General features: G+C 69.3%; 19 protein-coding genes, 2 tRNA genes and 1 pseudogene. 7 read left to right on the top strand and 15 right to left on the bottom strand.

What is annotated here, in order from left to right; genetic code table 11:
- Window positions 1–22 precede the first annotated feature (22 nt).
- From H5V44_RS08565 to H5V44_RS08555, 3 genes are read right to left on the bottom strand one after another with little or no spacing between them, the layout of a single operon-like run.
- Window positions 23–823, bottom strand: a complete 801-nt coding sequence (locus tag H5V44_RS08565; RefSeq protein ID WP_185192723.1) for a translation initiation factor IF-2 subunit alpha — start codon at window positions 821–823, stop codon at window positions 23–25.
- Window positions 824–847: 24 nt separating this feature from the next.
- On the bottom strand, window positions 848–1,033 hold the full coding sequence (locus H5V44_RS08560) for a 30S ribosomal protein S27e (RefSeq protein WP_185192722.1): 186 nt from the start codon (window positions 1,031–1,033) through the stop codon (window positions 848–850).
- Window positions 1,034–1,035: 2 nt separating this feature from the next.
- On the bottom strand, window positions 1,036–1,317 hold the full coding sequence (locus tag H5V44_RS08555; RefSeq protein WP_185192721.1) for a 50S ribosomal protein L44e: 282 nt from the start codon (window positions 1,315–1,317) through the stop codon (window positions 1,036–1,038).
- Window positions 1,318–1,430: 113 nt separating this feature from the next.
- Between H5V44_RS08555 and H5V44_RS08550 the strand changes: the two genes are divergently transcribed.
- Window positions 1,431–1,688, top strand: coding sequence for an HAH_0734 family protein (locus H5V44_RS08550; protein WP_185192720.1), 258 nt, complete (start codon window positions 1,431–1,433; stop codon window positions 1,686–1,688).
- A gap of 21 nt (window positions 1,689–1,709) precedes the next feature.
- Here H5V44_RS08550 and H5V44_RS08545 read toward each other — a convergent pair whose 3' ends face one another.
- Window positions 1,710–4,232: a DUF2298 domain-containing protein gene (locus tag H5V44_RS08545; RefSeq protein WP_185192719.1), complete on the bottom strand. Its 2,523-nt coding sequence runs from the start codon at window positions 4,230–4,232 to the stop codon at window positions 1,710–1,712.
- Between the two features lie 357 nt (window positions 4,233–4,589).
- Between H5V44_RS08545 and H5V44_RS08540 the strand changes: the two genes are divergently transcribed.
- The 3 genes from H5V44_RS08540 to H5V44_RS08530 all read left to right on the top strand — a co-directional run bounded on the left by H5V44_RS08540 (window position 4,590) and on the right by H5V44_RS08530 (window position 5,986).
- Window positions 4,590–5,390 carry a glycosyltransferase gene (locus H5V44_RS08540; RefSeq protein ID WP_185192718.1) on the top strand — a complete coding sequence of 267 codons (801 nt, stop codon included), beginning with the start codon at window positions 4,590–4,592 and terminating at the stop codon, window positions 5,388–5,390.
- Entirely contained in the window at window positions 5,391–5,840 is a 450-nt protein-coding gene (locus tag H5V44_RS08535; RefSeq protein WP_185192717.1) for a GtrA family protein, read from the top strand.
- Between the two features lie 71 nt (window positions 5,841–5,911).
- Window positions 5,912–5,986, top strand: a tRNA-Met gene (locus H5V44_RS08530).
- Window positions 5,987–6,188: 202 nt separating this feature from the next.
- Here H5V44_RS08530 and H5V44_RS08525 read toward each other — a convergent pair.
- The 5 genes from H5V44_RS08525 to H5V44_RS08505 all read right to left on the bottom strand — a co-directional run bounded on the left by H5V44_RS08525 (window position 6,189) and on the right by H5V44_RS08505 (window position 9,380).
- Entirely contained in the window at window positions 6,189–6,599 is a 411-nt protein-coding gene (locus H5V44_RS08525; RefSeq protein WP_185192716.1) for a Rieske (2Fe-2S) protein, read from the bottom strand.
- A gap of 48 nt (window positions 6,600–6,647) precedes the next feature.
- The gene (locus H5V44_RS08520; protein WP_185192715.1) at window positions 6,648–7,610 is read right to left on the bottom strand and encodes an aminotransferase class IV; all 963 of its coding nucleotides are present in this window, start codon (window positions 7,608–7,610) and stop codon (window positions 6,648–6,650) included.
- Window positions 7,611–7,655: 45 nt separating this feature from the next.
- Window positions 7,656–8,222, bottom strand: a complete 567-nt coding sequence (locus tag H5V44_RS08515) for a helix-hairpin-helix domain-containing protein (RefSeq protein WP_185192714.1) — start codon at window positions 8,220–8,222, stop codon at window positions 7,656–7,658.
- A gap of 137 nt (window positions 8,223–8,359) precedes the next feature.
- Window positions 8,360–8,800: a DUF5790 family protein gene (locus tag H5V44_RS08510; RefSeq protein WP_185192713.1), complete on the bottom strand. Its 441-nt coding sequence runs from the start codon at window positions 8,798–8,800 to the stop codon at window positions 8,360–8,362.
- Between the two features lie 235 nt (window positions 8,801–9,035).
- Entirely contained in the window at window positions 9,036–9,380 is a 345-nt protein-coding gene (locus H5V44_RS08505; RefSeq protein ID WP_185192712.1) for a dihydroneopterin aldolase family protein, read from the bottom strand.
- A gap of 100 nt (window positions 9,381–9,480) precedes the next feature.
- Here H5V44_RS08505 and azf point away from each other — a divergent pair, with 100 nt between their 5' ends.
- Window positions 9,481–10,260 carry an NAD-dependent glucose-6-phosphate dehydrogenase Azf gene (azf, locus tag H5V44_RS08500; RefSeq protein WP_185192711.1) on the top strand — a complete coding sequence of 260 codons (780 nt, stop codon included), beginning with the start codon at window positions 9,481–9,483 and terminating at the stop codon, window positions 10,258–10,260.
- Window positions 10,261–10,351: 91 nt separating this feature from the next.
- On the opposite strand, the gene H5V44_RS08495 is transcribed toward azf, so the two are convergent.
- From H5V44_RS08495 to H5V44_RS08490, 3 genes are all read right to left on the bottom strand, one after another.
- Window positions 10,352–10,555 carry a hypothetical protein gene (locus H5V44_RS08495; RefSeq protein WP_185192710.1) on the bottom strand — a complete coding sequence of 68 codons (204 nt, stop codon included), beginning with the start codon at window positions 10,553–10,555 and terminating at the stop codon, window positions 10,352–10,354.
- A 136-nt stretch (window positions 10,556–10,691) separates the two neighbouring features.
- On the bottom strand, window positions 10,692–10,814 hold the full coding sequence (locus H5V44_RS17805; RefSeq protein ID WP_281381252.1) for a hypothetical protein: 123 nt from the start codon (window positions 10,812–10,814) through the stop codon (window positions 10,692–10,694).
- Between the two features lie 252 nt (window positions 10,815–11,066).
- A complete protein-coding gene (locus H5V44_RS08490) occupies window positions 11,067–11,729 on the bottom strand; it encodes a DUF309 domain-containing protein (protein WP_185192709.1) in 663 nt (220 codons plus the stop codon).
- Window positions 11,730–11,863: 134 nt separating this feature from the next.
- On the opposite strand from H5V44_RS08490, the gene H5V44_RS08485 reads away from it, so the two are divergent.
- The gene (locus H5V44_RS08485; RefSeq protein WP_185192708.1) at window positions 11,864–12,091 is read left to right on the top strand and encodes a DUF7564 family protein; all 228 of its coding nucleotides are present in this window, start codon (window positions 11,864–11,866) and stop codon (window positions 12,089–12,091) included.
- Window positions 12,092–12,112: 21 nt separating this feature from the next.
- Here H5V44_RS08485 and H5V44_RS08480 read toward each other — a convergent pair whose 3' ends face one another.
- Both H5V44_RS08480 and H5V44_RS08475 read right to left on the bottom strand, forming a co-directional pair.
- Window positions 12,113–12,619 carry a phosphate-starvation-inducible PsiE family protein gene (locus H5V44_RS08480; protein WP_185192707.1) on the bottom strand — a complete coding sequence of 169 codons (507 nt, stop codon included), beginning with the start codon at window positions 12,617–12,619 and terminating at the stop codon, window positions 12,113–12,115.
- 377 nt (window positions 12,620–12,996) lie between these two features.
- Window positions 12,997–13,069 (bottom strand) — tRNA-Arg (locus H5V44_RS08475).
- Between the two features lie 140 nt (window positions 13,070–13,209).
- On the opposite strand from H5V44_RS08475, the gene H5V44_RS08470 reads away from it, so the two are divergent.
- Window positions 13,210–13,683 (top strand): hypothetical protein, encoded by a 474-nt coding sequence (locus H5V44_RS08470; RefSeq protein ID WP_185192706.1) that lies wholly within the window; start codon window positions 13,210–13,212, stop codon window positions 13,681–13,683.
- 23 nt (window positions 13,684–13,706) lie between these two features.
- Here the strand turns inward: H5V44_RS08470 and H5V44_RS08465 are convergent.
- Window positions 13,707–13,822 (bottom strand): annotated as a pseudogene (locus H5V44_RS08465) (IS6 family transposase); the annotation flags it as partial.

Below are 13,822 nucleotides of genomic sequence, written 5' to 3'. Positions count from 1 at the left end.
ATCGAAGCGTCCCGGACCGCGATTACTCGTCGTCTTCGCGGCGCTCGCGGTGGTACTCGGCGGTGCCGCCGGCGGCCTCGATCGACTCGCGGGCCCGCCCCGCCGCCGACTCCAGGGCGTTCTCGGCGGTCTTGTAGTCCGGCGCCTGCACCCGGATCCGGTACTCGGGGGAGCCGACGTAGGTGACCTCGAGGTCGATCTCCTCGGGGATCTCGCCGTTGCCCTCCGCGGCCTGCAGCGCCCCGGTGATGGAGTCGACGCCGTCGCCGGTGGGACACCGGAGGTCGACGTAGCCCGTGACGGTGACATAGGGGACCGAGACGTTCTGGCGGGCGGTCTGGACGATCGCCTGGACCTCCTCGTCGTCGAGGTCGACCTCGTCCAACGCCTCGGTGCCGCGGATCGCCGCGGCCTCGAACCCCTCGTAGAGGGACTCGAACTCCGCGAGGATGGCGTTGGCGACGGCGCTGTAGCGCTCGTCGTCGACGTCCTCGCCGAAGGCGATCTCCATCCAGTTGTCCGCCTTCTGCTGGTTCTTCCACTCCTGGATCTTGTCCTTCCGCTGGTGCTCGTTGACGTCCTTGATCGAGAGGTCGATCTGCTGGGACCCCTCGTCGACGTCGAGCACCTTCGCGACGACCGTCTGCCCCTCGCGGACGTGGTCGCGGACGTTCTTGATCCACCCGCTTGCGACCTCGCTGATGTGACAGAGGCCGCGTTTGTTCTCGTACTCGTCGAGGTCGACGAAGACGCCGAAATCGGCGATCTCGTCGACCTCGCCGACGACGAGTTCGCCCGACTCGGGCCAGCCGCTGTACTTCATATAGTGTACCCTCCGGGTATGTGGTTACGCCTCGGCCGAGCGGCGCTCGACCGTCTCGACGACCTCGCCGTGGATCTCGGCGTCGCCCCCGGTGGGCGTCGCGAGCGTGGTCCCGCAGACGGCGCAGTTGACGGTCGAGGAGGCCTTGCCGAAGACGACCTGTTCGTTGTCGCAGTCCGGACAGTGGACGCGGTAGAAGTTCCCCGCCATCGTTACTCCTGGAACCGGAGGCGCCCGGCGCGCCAGCCCTCGCGCATGTGGGCCTTGCCGCAGTCCGAGCAGATGTACTTGAGGTGGGTCTTCTTCGTCGGCTTGTCCCCACCGGGGACCTTCGAGAACTTCCCCGCGTTCCCGATCGTGGACTTGCCCCGTCGGGTCTGTCGTGCGTTCCACTTCATCCCGGTCGAGCGCCCCGTCCGGACCTTCTCGACCTCGTGCTCGTGGTGGCCGTCGCAGTTCGGACAGTACGTGTTGAATCGGCGTGGCATCTCCATAGATATCGACCTTACGTAGAATTCACGACGATCGGTTAAAACCCGTTTGGTTCGGGCCGCGCGCCCGACGCGTCTCCGAAGCGGTTAAGCCCCGACTGTGGCAAACGCGGGGTATGAAGAAGGTCATCATCCGCGGGGACCCCGGGATCGGCCGCGGTGCGATCATCGAGGTCGACGGCGAGGAGGTCGTCTGTTTCTCCCTGGACCGGCAGGCCGACTACCACGGTCCCGACCGTCCGCAACTGTGGTGTACGGTCGGCACCGAAGAGGAGCGCGAAACCTTCGAGAAACGCGAGTTCGTTCCCCACTTCCTGGACGTCGTCGCCGTCGACGCCGAGGCGATCGACGTCATCAGGAAGCGCGGGTCGTAGCGCGGCCACCGCGTCGACTCGCTACTCCTGGCCGTCGGGTAACGCCTCGCGGTCGACCGCGTAGATCGTCACGTCGCCCGAGCGGTGGACCGGTTCGACGCCGGCCATCCGGAACGACACCGATCCGTACCGGGCGCGCTCGCCCGGCCCGACCCAGACGTACTCTACCTCGTACTGCCGGAACAGCGCCGCCCGCGTCGCCGGGTCGCCGGTGTACATCGCGTCGACGTCGCGGACGCGGTCGAGGTACGCCGCCCGCCCGCGATAACCGACTTCGTGTTGCCACCCCGCGACGGTCGGGACGCCCGTCAGGCTCGACGCGGGGTTGGCATTCCACGAGTACATCACCCGTTCGCGGCCGTCAGTGCCGCCGGGGTATCTCGCGGTCCCCGGCGCTTCCAGCAGCGTGGGCTGGCCCTCGCGGGCGTCGACCCACGCGATCGCAGTCGCCTGTTCTGGGTGGTCGGTCCGGACGAACTGCGTCGCGTCGAGCGTGGGGCCGCCTGCAGGGGCGTTCCCGAAGTGTGCACCGACCGCGAGGACGCCGTAGACGCTCGTCGACGCGACGAGTGCGACCACGACCCCGACGACCGCAACCCGTCGCCACGGGACCCCGTCGGCGTCGCTGCCGGTGGTCCCGTCGTCCGCGTCCGACGCGGCCACGTCGCCGCCGTCGGGTTCGATCGACTCCGTGCCGGCTTCCGAACGGACGGCGCCCGTCGCCCCGGCAGCCGGTTCGGTCGCCCGTTCGGCGTCGTCAGCGCCGGCTACCCCCTCGCCGGCCCACAACCCTGCGAGGGCCACGCCCATCGCGGTCCCGAAGAACACCCACACCTGCATATAGGTCTTGAAAACGGTGTTCATCCGGCCCGGCCCGGCCTGCTCGTTCACGTACACCAGTTCGACGAGGGTGACGAGTCCGGCGCCCGCGACGACGAGGACGGCCTCGTAGCCGACCGACTCCGCGGTCCGCAGCGCGACCCACGCGAGGACGAGCAGCGGTACCGACACCGCAAGCGCCGCGAACCCGACCTGTAACCCGACTGCTGCGGCGGCGGCGACGCCCCCGACGAGCACCCACGGCCGGGCGATCCGAACCCGGCCGAGGAGGTAGCCGCCCAAGCCGACGAGGAACGCGCCGTGAATCAAAAGGAGCGGCCCGAGCCCGCTCCGGAGTTCCGGCCCGAGGAGCTCGACCGACCGCTCGCCGCCGCCGGTGGCCGTCCCGAGGAGGAACGGCGCCGCGAGGACAGCCGCAACGATCGCTGCTACCGCGGCGACCGCGAGCGCGCCGCCGATCCGTCGGAGTTCGGCAGTCACTGCCCGAGTGACGACGGTCGTTCCGTCGGTGGCGGCCGCTCCGGCCGCCGGAGCGTCCCCGCCGCCGGGGAGCGACGGTCGGAGCCGCCGCCCGCCGGGGAGCAGCGTCCACGGGCCGGCGGGGGCGAAGACCGCCGCCAGCCACCCGACGGCGAGGACGCTCGGGAAGCTCCAGGTGTCGACGACCGCCTGCCACCCGGCGAGCACCGGCAGCACGACGAACAGGAGTACGCGCCGGCGACGCACCGCCGACGCGGGCGTCCGGTAGTACGCGTAGCCGACCGCCGCCGCGAGCAGCAGGGTCGGCGTTCCCATCATATGAGCGTGGAGGTCGCCGTTCAGCCACGCGAAAAGCGGGAACTCGTTGATCGTTCCCGGGATCACGCGGGAGGCACTCCAGTAGCTGAACGACTCCGCGCCCGCGAGAATGGTCCCGACGGTATAGTCGGTGCGCGCGGCGACGTACGTCGCGGCGGCCCGTTCGAGCGGTTCCGGGAGCGCGAGCAGCGCGAACCGCCCCGCGGTCACGAGGTTGCTCGCGACGCCGACGAAGAACGCGGCGAACCCGCCGGCAATCCGTCGTGACACTCCGCGATCGGCACCGACGGCGGCCGCGAGCTCGAACGCCGCGGTCACGAGGGCAGCGTAGAATCCCGCAAGCGCCAGGTTGTAGCCGAACCGGGGGGGCGTCGCGGTCAGCCACGACAGCAGCGTCGCCGTCAGGTGCCCGCCGTAGTAGTACTTCACCGGCTCGTTGGCGAACCAGACGTCCTCCGGCGGCAGGACGGTTGACCGGTCGAGGGTCTTCAGCAGGCCGAAGTCCAGGAACTTCTCCCCGCCGATCGGGAGCACCGCAGGGTCGAACGCCCGGATCGCGACGACGACCCCAAACCCCAGGAAGAAGACGGCAGCGGCGTCGGTGGCGGCCCCCCGGTCGATGTCGACGGCGAGCCGCACCCGGCGCTCACGGAGCGCTGCGATATCGAGCCCGGCGAACGCGCTGGCGAGAAGCAGCGTCGCGACGCCGGCGGCGAGCGCGACCGGCCCCCACGTTGCGTGTCCGACCCAGTAGGCGGGGACGCTGAGGGTCACGAACGCCGCCGGGACCGCCAGCCCGGCGCCGCGACCGTCAGCCCGGGGCAGCAGCCGAGCAACGAGCGGGAGGCCGAGCGCGAAGAGTGCGGCGTAGAGAACCAGCCATCGGACGAGGAGGGCGTACTCCATTCTCCGTACCGCATCCGCCGAGACCCCGGGGCATACGTTTTTCGCCCGAGCGTCGATCGGATGAAGCGAACAGCCGGCACACCGTCGTCCCCGCGCCGACGTGCTGGACTATCGTCGGGTTTGCAAGTCCCGTGTCGATCGATCGCACGTCCGTGCGATCGGATGCACACTCAGGTACAAACCCGACGATACCGCTACACGGCGCAGGGCAATGCTCACCGCACACGGGCTGTGGGCCCGTGATCAGATATAAATCCCCGCCCGGATTCCCGGTCGCGTCCGGCCGGCCTGCCTCTCTGGAAGCGCCGCCGAGCGGTAGCGGTTCGTTTTTTACACGGGAGCCGGTATTCCGCGGTGATGACTCGCCCCGTCGGGATCGTCGTCCCCGCCTACCGCCCCGACGCCGACCGGCTCGGCGCCTACCTCCGGGCGCTCGCAGACCGGCTCGACCCGGCCGTCGTCAGGGTCGAACTCGACGCGCCGGAGCCGGGGATCCGCGACCGACTCGCGCCCCTTCCGGGGGTCGTCGAGCTCGCGGTCGCCGACCGGAGACGCGGGAAGGGCGCGGCGATCACCGCGGGGTTCGAGGCGCTCGTCGACCGCGTCGCGGTGCTGGGTTTCGTCGACGCCGACGGCAGCACCCCAGCCGACTCCTTCGCCGCCGTCGTCGACCGGGTGCTCGACGGCGGGGCGGACCTCGCTACGGGCTCCCGCCGGCACCCCGACGCCGACGTGCTGTCCCACCAGACGTTCGCCCGGCGCCGGCTGGGCGACGGGTTCGCGTGGCTCGCCCGGCGGTTCCTCGACGAGGCGCTCTACGACTACCAGTGCGGCGCGAAGGCGCTCACGGCCGCCACGTGGCGGACGGTCCGCGAGCACCTCTACGAGCCGGGGTTCGCGTGGGACCTCGAACTGGTTGCGGTCGCGAGCGCCTTCGACCGACGGATCGTGGAGGTGCCGGTCCGGTGGGAGGACCACCCCGAATCGACCGTCTCGACGGTCGGCACGACGCTCCGACTCGGGCGGGCGCTCGTGACCTCCCGCCACCGGGCGCGGCTGCTCCGGGAGGATCGGTTCCACCAGCTTCTCGCCTCGCGCCGGCGGACCGAACCGTCGCTGACCGAACGCCTCGCGGCCGATCCCACAGAGGCCGACTGAATGGTCCGGAAGACGGTCGAAACGCTCGCCTCGGGCGTCCGCTTCGGGCAGTTCGTCTCCGTCGGCGCGGTGGGGGCCGCCTTCGACGTGACGACGACGACTGTGCTCATCATCGGGTTCGGCTTACTGGGGGAGTACGCCAAGCTCGTCGGCGCGGAGGTCGCGATCGTCGTGATGTTCGCGATCAACGAACGGTGGACGTTCTCCGACCTCGGCGCGCCCGGAGCGTGGCCCACCCTGGCTCGCTTCCTCCGGTCGAATCTGGTCCGCAGCGGCGGGCTCGCCGTCCAGTTTCTGATCGTCCGCGGGCTCCGACAGCTCGACGTGACGGTCTCGGTTTTCGGGTTCGACCTCTGGCAGCTGATCCCGATCCCGATCGCGATCGGGGCGTCGGTCCTCCTGAACTACGTCGCCGAAAGCCTCCTCACGTGGCGCGTGACGCGCTCCTGACGGGCTGTGGCAAACTGCCATACTGCGCCCGAAACACAATCCTTAACCGTAGCCCTCGGCTTCGTTCCAGTAGCGGGATGGGATAGCCAGGAGATTCCGCCGGGCTCATAACCCGGAGATCGGTAGTTCAAATCTACCTCCCGCTATGCTCTACCGACTTCACACTGCGAGGCGGTTTCATCGCCGAGCAACTCGTGAGTCCGGTATCATAGAACCGAGTAGATTTGAACCAGGGAGCGGAGCGACCGTGGTTCAAATCTCTCTCCCGCCCTTCCGACCTCACACCTACCTCCTGCTACTCCGTCTGACCTCACAATACGAGGCGTTTCACCCGCTGCACGACCCGACTCAGAAGTCGATCCGGCTGCCCGACGAGAGGTCCCGCTCCTCGGAGAGCCCCGGTTCTGCCTGATCCCACGCCTCGTCGGTCAGGTACACGTCCCCGCCGGCGACAGTCACCTCGAAGGTGTCGAGCACCGCGCCCTCACACGGTCCGTAGTCGCAGTCGCCGGTGGCCTTCGCGAAGGTCGCGCCGTGTTTCCCGCAGACGAGGTCCCCGTTCCGGACGTTCGCGCCCGACCCCTTGTCGAGTCTGACGTCCCGCCAGTGGGGGCAGTAGTTGGTGTACGCGACGATCGTGCCGTCGTCGAGTCTGGCGAGCAGCCCCTCGGTCGTCTCGAACCCCGATTTCGCGGTGAAAACGACTGTGTCGTCGGTGGTGACCTCGTCGGCATCGACGATGCGACAGTCCTCGTCCATATGGACGTTCAGGCCCCGACGCGCTCAAACGTGACGGTTCGGGGTCGTTCAGGCGTCCGTTTGCGTCCCATCGACGCCGTCCCCGCCGCCGGACTGCTCGGGATCGTCGCTCCGGCCGTCCGACAGCCGCTGACCGCCGTAGCACTCGCGTTCGACGCGGGCGTCGTAGAGACGTTGGAGGAGCGTCGTAACCGGGCCGCCCCCGACCTCGATCCCGTCGACCGTCCCGACGGGGCGGATCTCGCGGGTCGTGCCCGTGAGGAACGCCTCCGCGGCGTTCCTGAGGTCGTCGGGCGTGAACGACCCCTCGGTCACGGGGATCCCCTCCGCGTCGGCGATGTCGAGGACCTCGGCGCGCGTGATCCCCGGCAGGACCGGGCCGTCGAGACTCGGTGTGCGGAGGGCGTCGCCGTCGACGAAGAAGACGTTGCTCGTTGCGCCCTCCGCGAGGTGGCCGTCGCCGTCGAGCATCACGGCCTCGTCGGCGTCGGAGACGCGGAGTTCGAGCCGGGCCAAGACGCCGTTCACGTAGTTGTGGGTCTTCGCCGCCGCGGGGATCGCGGCGTCGGGGACGCGCCGGGTCTTCACCGTCTGCAGCGTCGCCGGCCCCTCCCGAACCGGCTCGGCGTTCACGCCGCCGCGCGGCAGCGGCTCGACCTGGATCACGACAGTCGGATCCACCTCGGGGTCGGGCGTGAGCCCTCCCGACCCGACCCCGCGGGTGATCGAGAGCCTGACCGCGGCGTCGGCGAGGTCGTTCGCCTCCAGCGTCTCCGTGACCCGTGCCCCGAGTTCCGTCGGCGAGAGGCCGTGATCGAGCGAGATCGCCGCCGCCGAGTCCGCGAGTCGCTCGGCGTGGTCGGCCCACCGGAAGAGTTCGCCGCCGTAGACCCGCACCGTCTCGAAGACCGCATCGCCGTACAGAAAGCCGCGGTCGCGGACGCTCACGGACGCCTCCGCTGCAGGGACCAAATCGCCGTCGACGTGGTAGTACAGTTCGTCGTCAGCCATCCGCATCCGGTCCGATTCCAGGTACCCACGCGGCCGACGTCACGGCTACGACGCGTCGTTCGCCCGCTCGATCCAGTCGCTCACCCGCGTCTCGGAGACGTCGATCCCCTCGGCTACCTCGGCGGCGTCGGCCGCGGCGAGTTCGCCGACGGTCTCGATGCCGATGCCCTCCAGCCGGCCGGCGTACGCCGGGCCGATCCCCGTGATCGTCTCGACCGACTCCGTGGCGGCCCCCGCGTCGTCGGCTTCGGTCCCGTCGTCGCCCTCGGCGGCCGCGTCGCCCTCGTCGGCGTCCCCGTCGCCGCTGCCGGCCTCCGCGACGGCCTCCGCGGGCTCCTTGCCGGCGTCCTCGTCGACCAGCGTCCCGGTCGACGCCGTCGCGTCGGTCCCGGCGGCCGCCGCGTCGTCCGCCACCCCGGCATCCGCGTCGCCGCCCTTGACCGCGGCCTCGGTCGAGGCGTCGGGGCTCGCCGGCTCGGAGTCGGGCTCGTGTTCGACGGAGACCTGCCCGTCCGAGCGCGATCCGGTCGACCCGGACGTAGTTGTCGACTCGTCCGTCCCCCCGCCGGTGAGCGAGCGTAACGCCGACATAATCGTATCGATGATACTCATCCTGGCGGTACTATGACCGTCGAGTATTTAAAAATCGGTGCGCGGTCCGGCGGCTGTGTCGGCCGATCGGGGTCGTCGGCTCTCGGTCGCCGCCGATCCGTGGAGGCGACCGCCGGCGACCCGGCACACCGCCCGCGTCACGCCTCGGCGTCGCCGTCGGCCTCCGCGGCCCCGCCGTCGGCGGCGTTGGCCGCCTCCTGAAGCAGGCTCCGGATCTCGGGGACCGTCCCCGTCAGGTCGCCCGCGAGGTCTTCGGCGTCCTCGATCGACGTCACGAGCCCTTCGAGCTCCTCGATCTCGGCCTTCAGGTCCTCGGGGTCGTCGAAGGCGTCGGCGCGCTGGCCGACGATGAACGTCTTTTTGGCCTGTCGAAGGTGCTCGGCGGCGTCGCCGACGTCAAGCGCCGAGCGGAGGGTGTTGAGGACGCCGAGGACGTTGTCGGCCTCCACGTCCCACACCGCGTCGGCGTCGGGCAGCGCCGCGCGGGCGTCGTCGAGGTGTCCCTCGACCTCCTCGCGCATCTCCGCGGCCGCCTCGCCGAACAGGTCGTCGTCAGCGAGCGTGCTCTGGTTGCTCATATCCCGCGTTCGACGCCGACGGGATTAAAAACACGCCCGAAAGTGAAAGTGAAACCCGGCCGCTCCGGGCACCGCTCGACCGCGTGATAATGATTACTCTCACCGTTTACCGCCGTTGACGGTGCCGGCGGTAAGAGACGAGAGTAATCATTATAGTAGCGTTTGCAACTGGTTGCACATCCGATCGCACGCCGTCGTGCGATCGGGTGAGCGAAGACTTGCAAACGATACTATATCACGCCTCGACGCCGACGAGTTTCATCATCGGGTAATCGCCCTCCATCTCCATCCGCGTCCGGACGGTTACGCCCGCGTACTCGATCAGCATTCTCACGCCGATGAACCGCCCGGTGAGTTCGGTGTACGCCGCCGACTGGGACTCCAACTCCGCGGCGATGCGGTCGGTCCGGACGTCGACGTCGACGTCGACGCAGTGGGGCTGGTTCTCGATTGCCTCCTCCATCGCCCGGCCGAGGCTCTCGGCGCTGTCGGGGCTCACCGGCGTGCCCGCAAACTGGTGGTACAGCGACCCGAACTTGATCCCCGCCTCGAAGCACGCGCGCTCGGCGTCGGTCGGCATACCCCGGCTTCGCCCCGGGTACCCAAAGGGCTACCGTCGCCGGACGGCCGCCGGGACAAACCGGTCGTTTCTTGCCTCCGCTCGCCCGAGGCTATCTCGAATGGACGACCCGGTGCTCCTGACGGGGGCGGGCGGACGCGTCGGGCAGGCCATCCTCCGGTACCTGGGCCCCGACTTCGAGTGGCGGCTGCTCGACCGGGAGCCGCTCCCGGACCGGAAACGCCCCGACGGCGTCGCCGATTCCGACGTATTCAACGCCGACATCACCGACACCGGCGCGGTCCGGGCGGCGATGGACGGCTGCGGCGCGGTGATCCACCTCGCGGGCGACCCACGCCCCGAGGCACCGTGGGACTCCGTCCTCCGGAACAACATCGACGGGACACGCACGATGTTCGCGGCCGCCGTCGAGACCGGCGTCGGGAAGTTCGCCTTCGCCTCCTCGAACCACGCGGTCGGCGCCTACGAGACCGACACCCGGAAGCCGGACCTCTACCGTCCCGACGACGATTACCGGCTCGACGGCACCGAACTCCCGCGCCCGAGCAACCTCTACGGCGTGAGCAAGGCCGCCGGCGAGACGATCGGCCGGTACTACCACGACCACCACGACATCTCGGTGGTCAACGTCCGGATCGGCAACCTCACCGAGGACCACCCGCCGGTCGACTACGAGCGCGGGCAGGCGATGTGGCTGTCGTACCGCGACTGCGCGCACCTCTTCGAGCGGTGCTTGCTCGCGGACTACGGTTGCGAGACCGTCTACGGCATCTCCGACAACGATCGGAAGTACTACTCCATCGACCGCGCCCGCGACGTGCTCGGCTACGACCCCCAAGACAACTCCGCGGAGTGGAACGGCGACCAGCGGACCGGGTGACGGCGGCCTCCGGGATCATACGGCGGCCGCCCTCACACCTGCCTACGGGCGTGGCCCGTTCCCGGACGGAAGCGAGGCCGGGGCCGGGCGGCTATTCGGCGTCGGACTCGACCAGTTGCCTGATCTCGTCGAGTTGGAGGTACGCGGCGAACGCGAGGATGGTCGCCGGCCACAGGCCGACGAACTGTCCGCGTTCCTTGTCGCCACGGACGTAGTAGAAGTACAGTGCGAGCGCGACGGACCCGATCGACGCGAGCGCTGCGGGGCCGAGGTCTGTGTTGGTGTCTGTAGTCATCGTGCCTCTACCGTAGCATATTCCGCGGCGGTAATAAGCCACGTGTTCGAACGCGCGGCGGCGGCCCGCCGGTCCCGAACCCGTTCGGCCGCCACCCCGGACCGGACCGCGGCGGCTCCGGCCCGGGTCCGCAGGGTCAGTCGGCGTCAGTCCGTGCCTCCCGGAGGATCGCTACGAAGATGACAACCGAGAGGACGAGCATCAGCGCGGCGAACCGGAGCTCCCCGTCGTCGAGTCGATCGGTGGTGTCGGCTAGCATTCGACCTGCTGTAGGGTCCCCGGGCATATGTCAGCAGGGGTCGGTCCTCCTGTGGGCGGACCGGGGTCCGAACGCGGTCGTCGGCCCCGCCCCGACGGTAACCCATTTGGTACTGTGTGACAACACCCTGTATGGACCGCTCGGATCCCGACACGGTCGTGATGGTGGCCGGCATCGTAATCAGCCTCGTCGCCCTCGTGGAGCTGTACCCGCTTTTGACCGGCTCGGACGACGACTGACGCGCGTCGACCGCTACTCGAAGAGCCCCGACGCGTCCCGCTCGGCCCCTCGCCGCCGCTCGACGTGGGCCCGGAGCCGGTCGTAGACCAGCGACCGCCGATCGCGGTCGGCCGCGAAGTCGAAGAGCATCCCGACGAACCCCGGGTCGCGGCGTTGCGGCCGCCGCGACCGACCCTCCCCCTCGCTCGGGGGGCGGTCGTCGTCCAGTTCCGCCCGGGCGTACCGCACCGCGTCGGCGACGATCGACTCCTCGAAGGCCCCGTACTCGGCGGCAAGCAGCGTCGCCGCCGTTGCGACGTGCTCGAACGCGAGGTCGGTCGGATCGAGGGCGACGCCGTCGACGCGGAGCGGGAGCGGGCGGCGCCGTTCGGCGAACTCGGGATCCTCGGCCAGTCGCCGGAGTCGGGTCCGGACGTCGCCGACGTTGACCCCTCGCGCGTCGGCGTCGAGGTCGGCCAGGTAGCCCGCGGCGCTGCCGGCCAGCCGCCCCGCGCCGCGCCAGTTCCGTCGGCGGGCGTGGTAGACGACGGCGGCGTACTGGATCAGGCCGTGGAGCAGGCGCTCGTCGGGCGATCCTTCATCGAGCGACAGCCACACGTCCTCCCAGGCTTCGTGTGCGGCCCGGTGATCGCCCGCGTTGAACATTGCGACCCCGACCCGGAGCGCGTCCTCCACGCATCAACATCGACGGCGTGCGGGTAAATACGCGACGGCATCGTGCCACGCGGTGACGGACTTATCCGGCTGGGGCTCCTATCTGCAGGTGCACTGACTATGACCGACCACCCCGCACGTCCGGTCCGGAGCCGATGACCCGCACGCGCGTCACCTGCCTCGAGTGCGGCACCGAGTTCGTCCGCCCGAACGGGTACCAGGGGAACTACTGCCAGTCGTGTCACGAGACCTGGACCGACGCGGCGACCGCCGAGGGCGACGACGACTCCGAGCCGCGCGGGCCGCACCCCGCAGCTACTTCCGCCACTCGCCAGGCCGACGACGAGGACGACGACGCGCCGTCACGGTACGACGAGGAGTAGCCCCCGCTCGCCGCCGGCCGCTCACCGCGTCACCTTCGACGTCCGCCGGTCGACGTACAGCAACGCCACGAGCCCGAGCGCCAGGATCCCGTAGGCGATCGCCACGATCAGGGCGTCCTGGGTGGTGCTGTACTCGCTGGTGCGGAAGATGATCACTTTCCGGACCACCGCGATCACCCCGGTGTAGATCACCAACCGGACGATGCGCCGGGTGTCGTTCTCCCTGATGTACGCGACGACGGTCTGGTAGACCTCGACGATGATGAGTAACAGGAGTCCGACGTCGATGAACCCGATGACGATGTTGGGGTCCGTGATCGTCCCGCTGAGCGTCGCCTCGGCGATCTGGAGCCCGAGGTCGAAGACGCCGATCGCAAACAGCAGTGCGAACAGCGCACCCGCGGCCACCTCGATGATGTTGACGACGCCGTCCATCTGGTCGACGATGTCGAGGAGCCGCGGGTCGGAACTCTCCACGACGGGTTCCGACGGTCCGCCGTTCGCCGTTTCGCTTGTCTCGTCGCTCACCGAATTGTCCCTCCGGATACCATTTATCGACTGTTGACGCGGCGGAGGGATAAATACACGACCGTGTCGAGCATCGTCCTGAGTGGGTCGCAGACTCCTCGCTACGCTCGTCGTGTAGCGTCTCGCAGGAACGTCCTGACGGAGTCCCCACGAACGGAGTGAGTGGGGGCACGTCAGGTCGTGAACGAAGTGAACGTCCTGACGGAGATTTGAACTCACTCGCTCCCTTCGGTCGCTCGCTGCTCAAATCTCCGATCGAAGTTCCGCGAGACGCGGACTCCTCGCTACGCTCGTCGTGTGGCGTCTCGCACGGACGTCCTGACGGAGTCCCCACGAACGGAGTGAGTGGGGGCACGTCAGGTCGTGAACGAAGTGAACGTCCTGACGGAGATTTGAACTCCGGTCCCTGGCTCCGCAAGCCAAGAGGATAGTCCACTACCCTACCAGGACTCATCTCTCAGTACTCCGGGTTCGCTTATGAGGGTTACGATGCCGCGAGGAGCGTTCGCGACTCCCCGGAGCCCGCCGTGACACAAGGACCCGTTTGTGCCTCCGGTATGGCTTTCGGAGCCGGCGTGCTACGACCGCGTATGCACCGCAGGCGAGTTCTCTCCGGGGCCGCCGCGGCCGCCGCGCTCGCGGCTGCCGGGTGTGCCGGCGGCGGCGACCCGAGGACCGCGACGGACGGCGGCGAGCCTACGGATCGCACGGGAACGGAGACGCCGGCCGACCTCTCGGCGGTCACGTTTACGCCCCGCGAGTCGTGTTCGGATCCGGGCGGGGCGACGGTCTCTCTCGACGCGGATCCGGTCTCGGTCGTCGGCTGTGTGATCGGCAAGAACGGCTGCACGCGGCCGCGGCTGGCGTCCGTCGAGCGCGACGCCGGCGACGTGACGGTCGTCGTCGCCGCCGTCGAGGAGCGCGACGACGACGAAGCGTGCACGGAGGCCCTCGTGAACCTCGGCTACGAGGCCGAGATCGACTACGCGGACCCCCCGACGAGCGTGACGGTCGTCCACGACGACGTCGACGGCCGCCGGACCGTCGCGGACGTCACGCGGTGAGGACAGGGCGATCGCCGGTCGCGTTAAATTTGGCGTGAATTGTGCCGGACAGCGAGAGCTTGGAGCCACGATTCTGCTGTCGGTGGGTCGATATGACTGAAACTCGTTGCAAACGAAGACGTTCGTCGTTCTATTTCCC

The organism is Halobellus ruber (assembly GCF_014212355.1).
Taxonomy (GTDB): domain Archaea; phylum Halobacteriota; class Halobacteria; order Halobacteriales; family Haloferacaceae; genus Haloquadratum; species Haloquadratum rubrum.
Note: the sequence above shows the minus strand (reverse complement) of the source record. Positions and strands in the feature narration are given on the sequence as shown.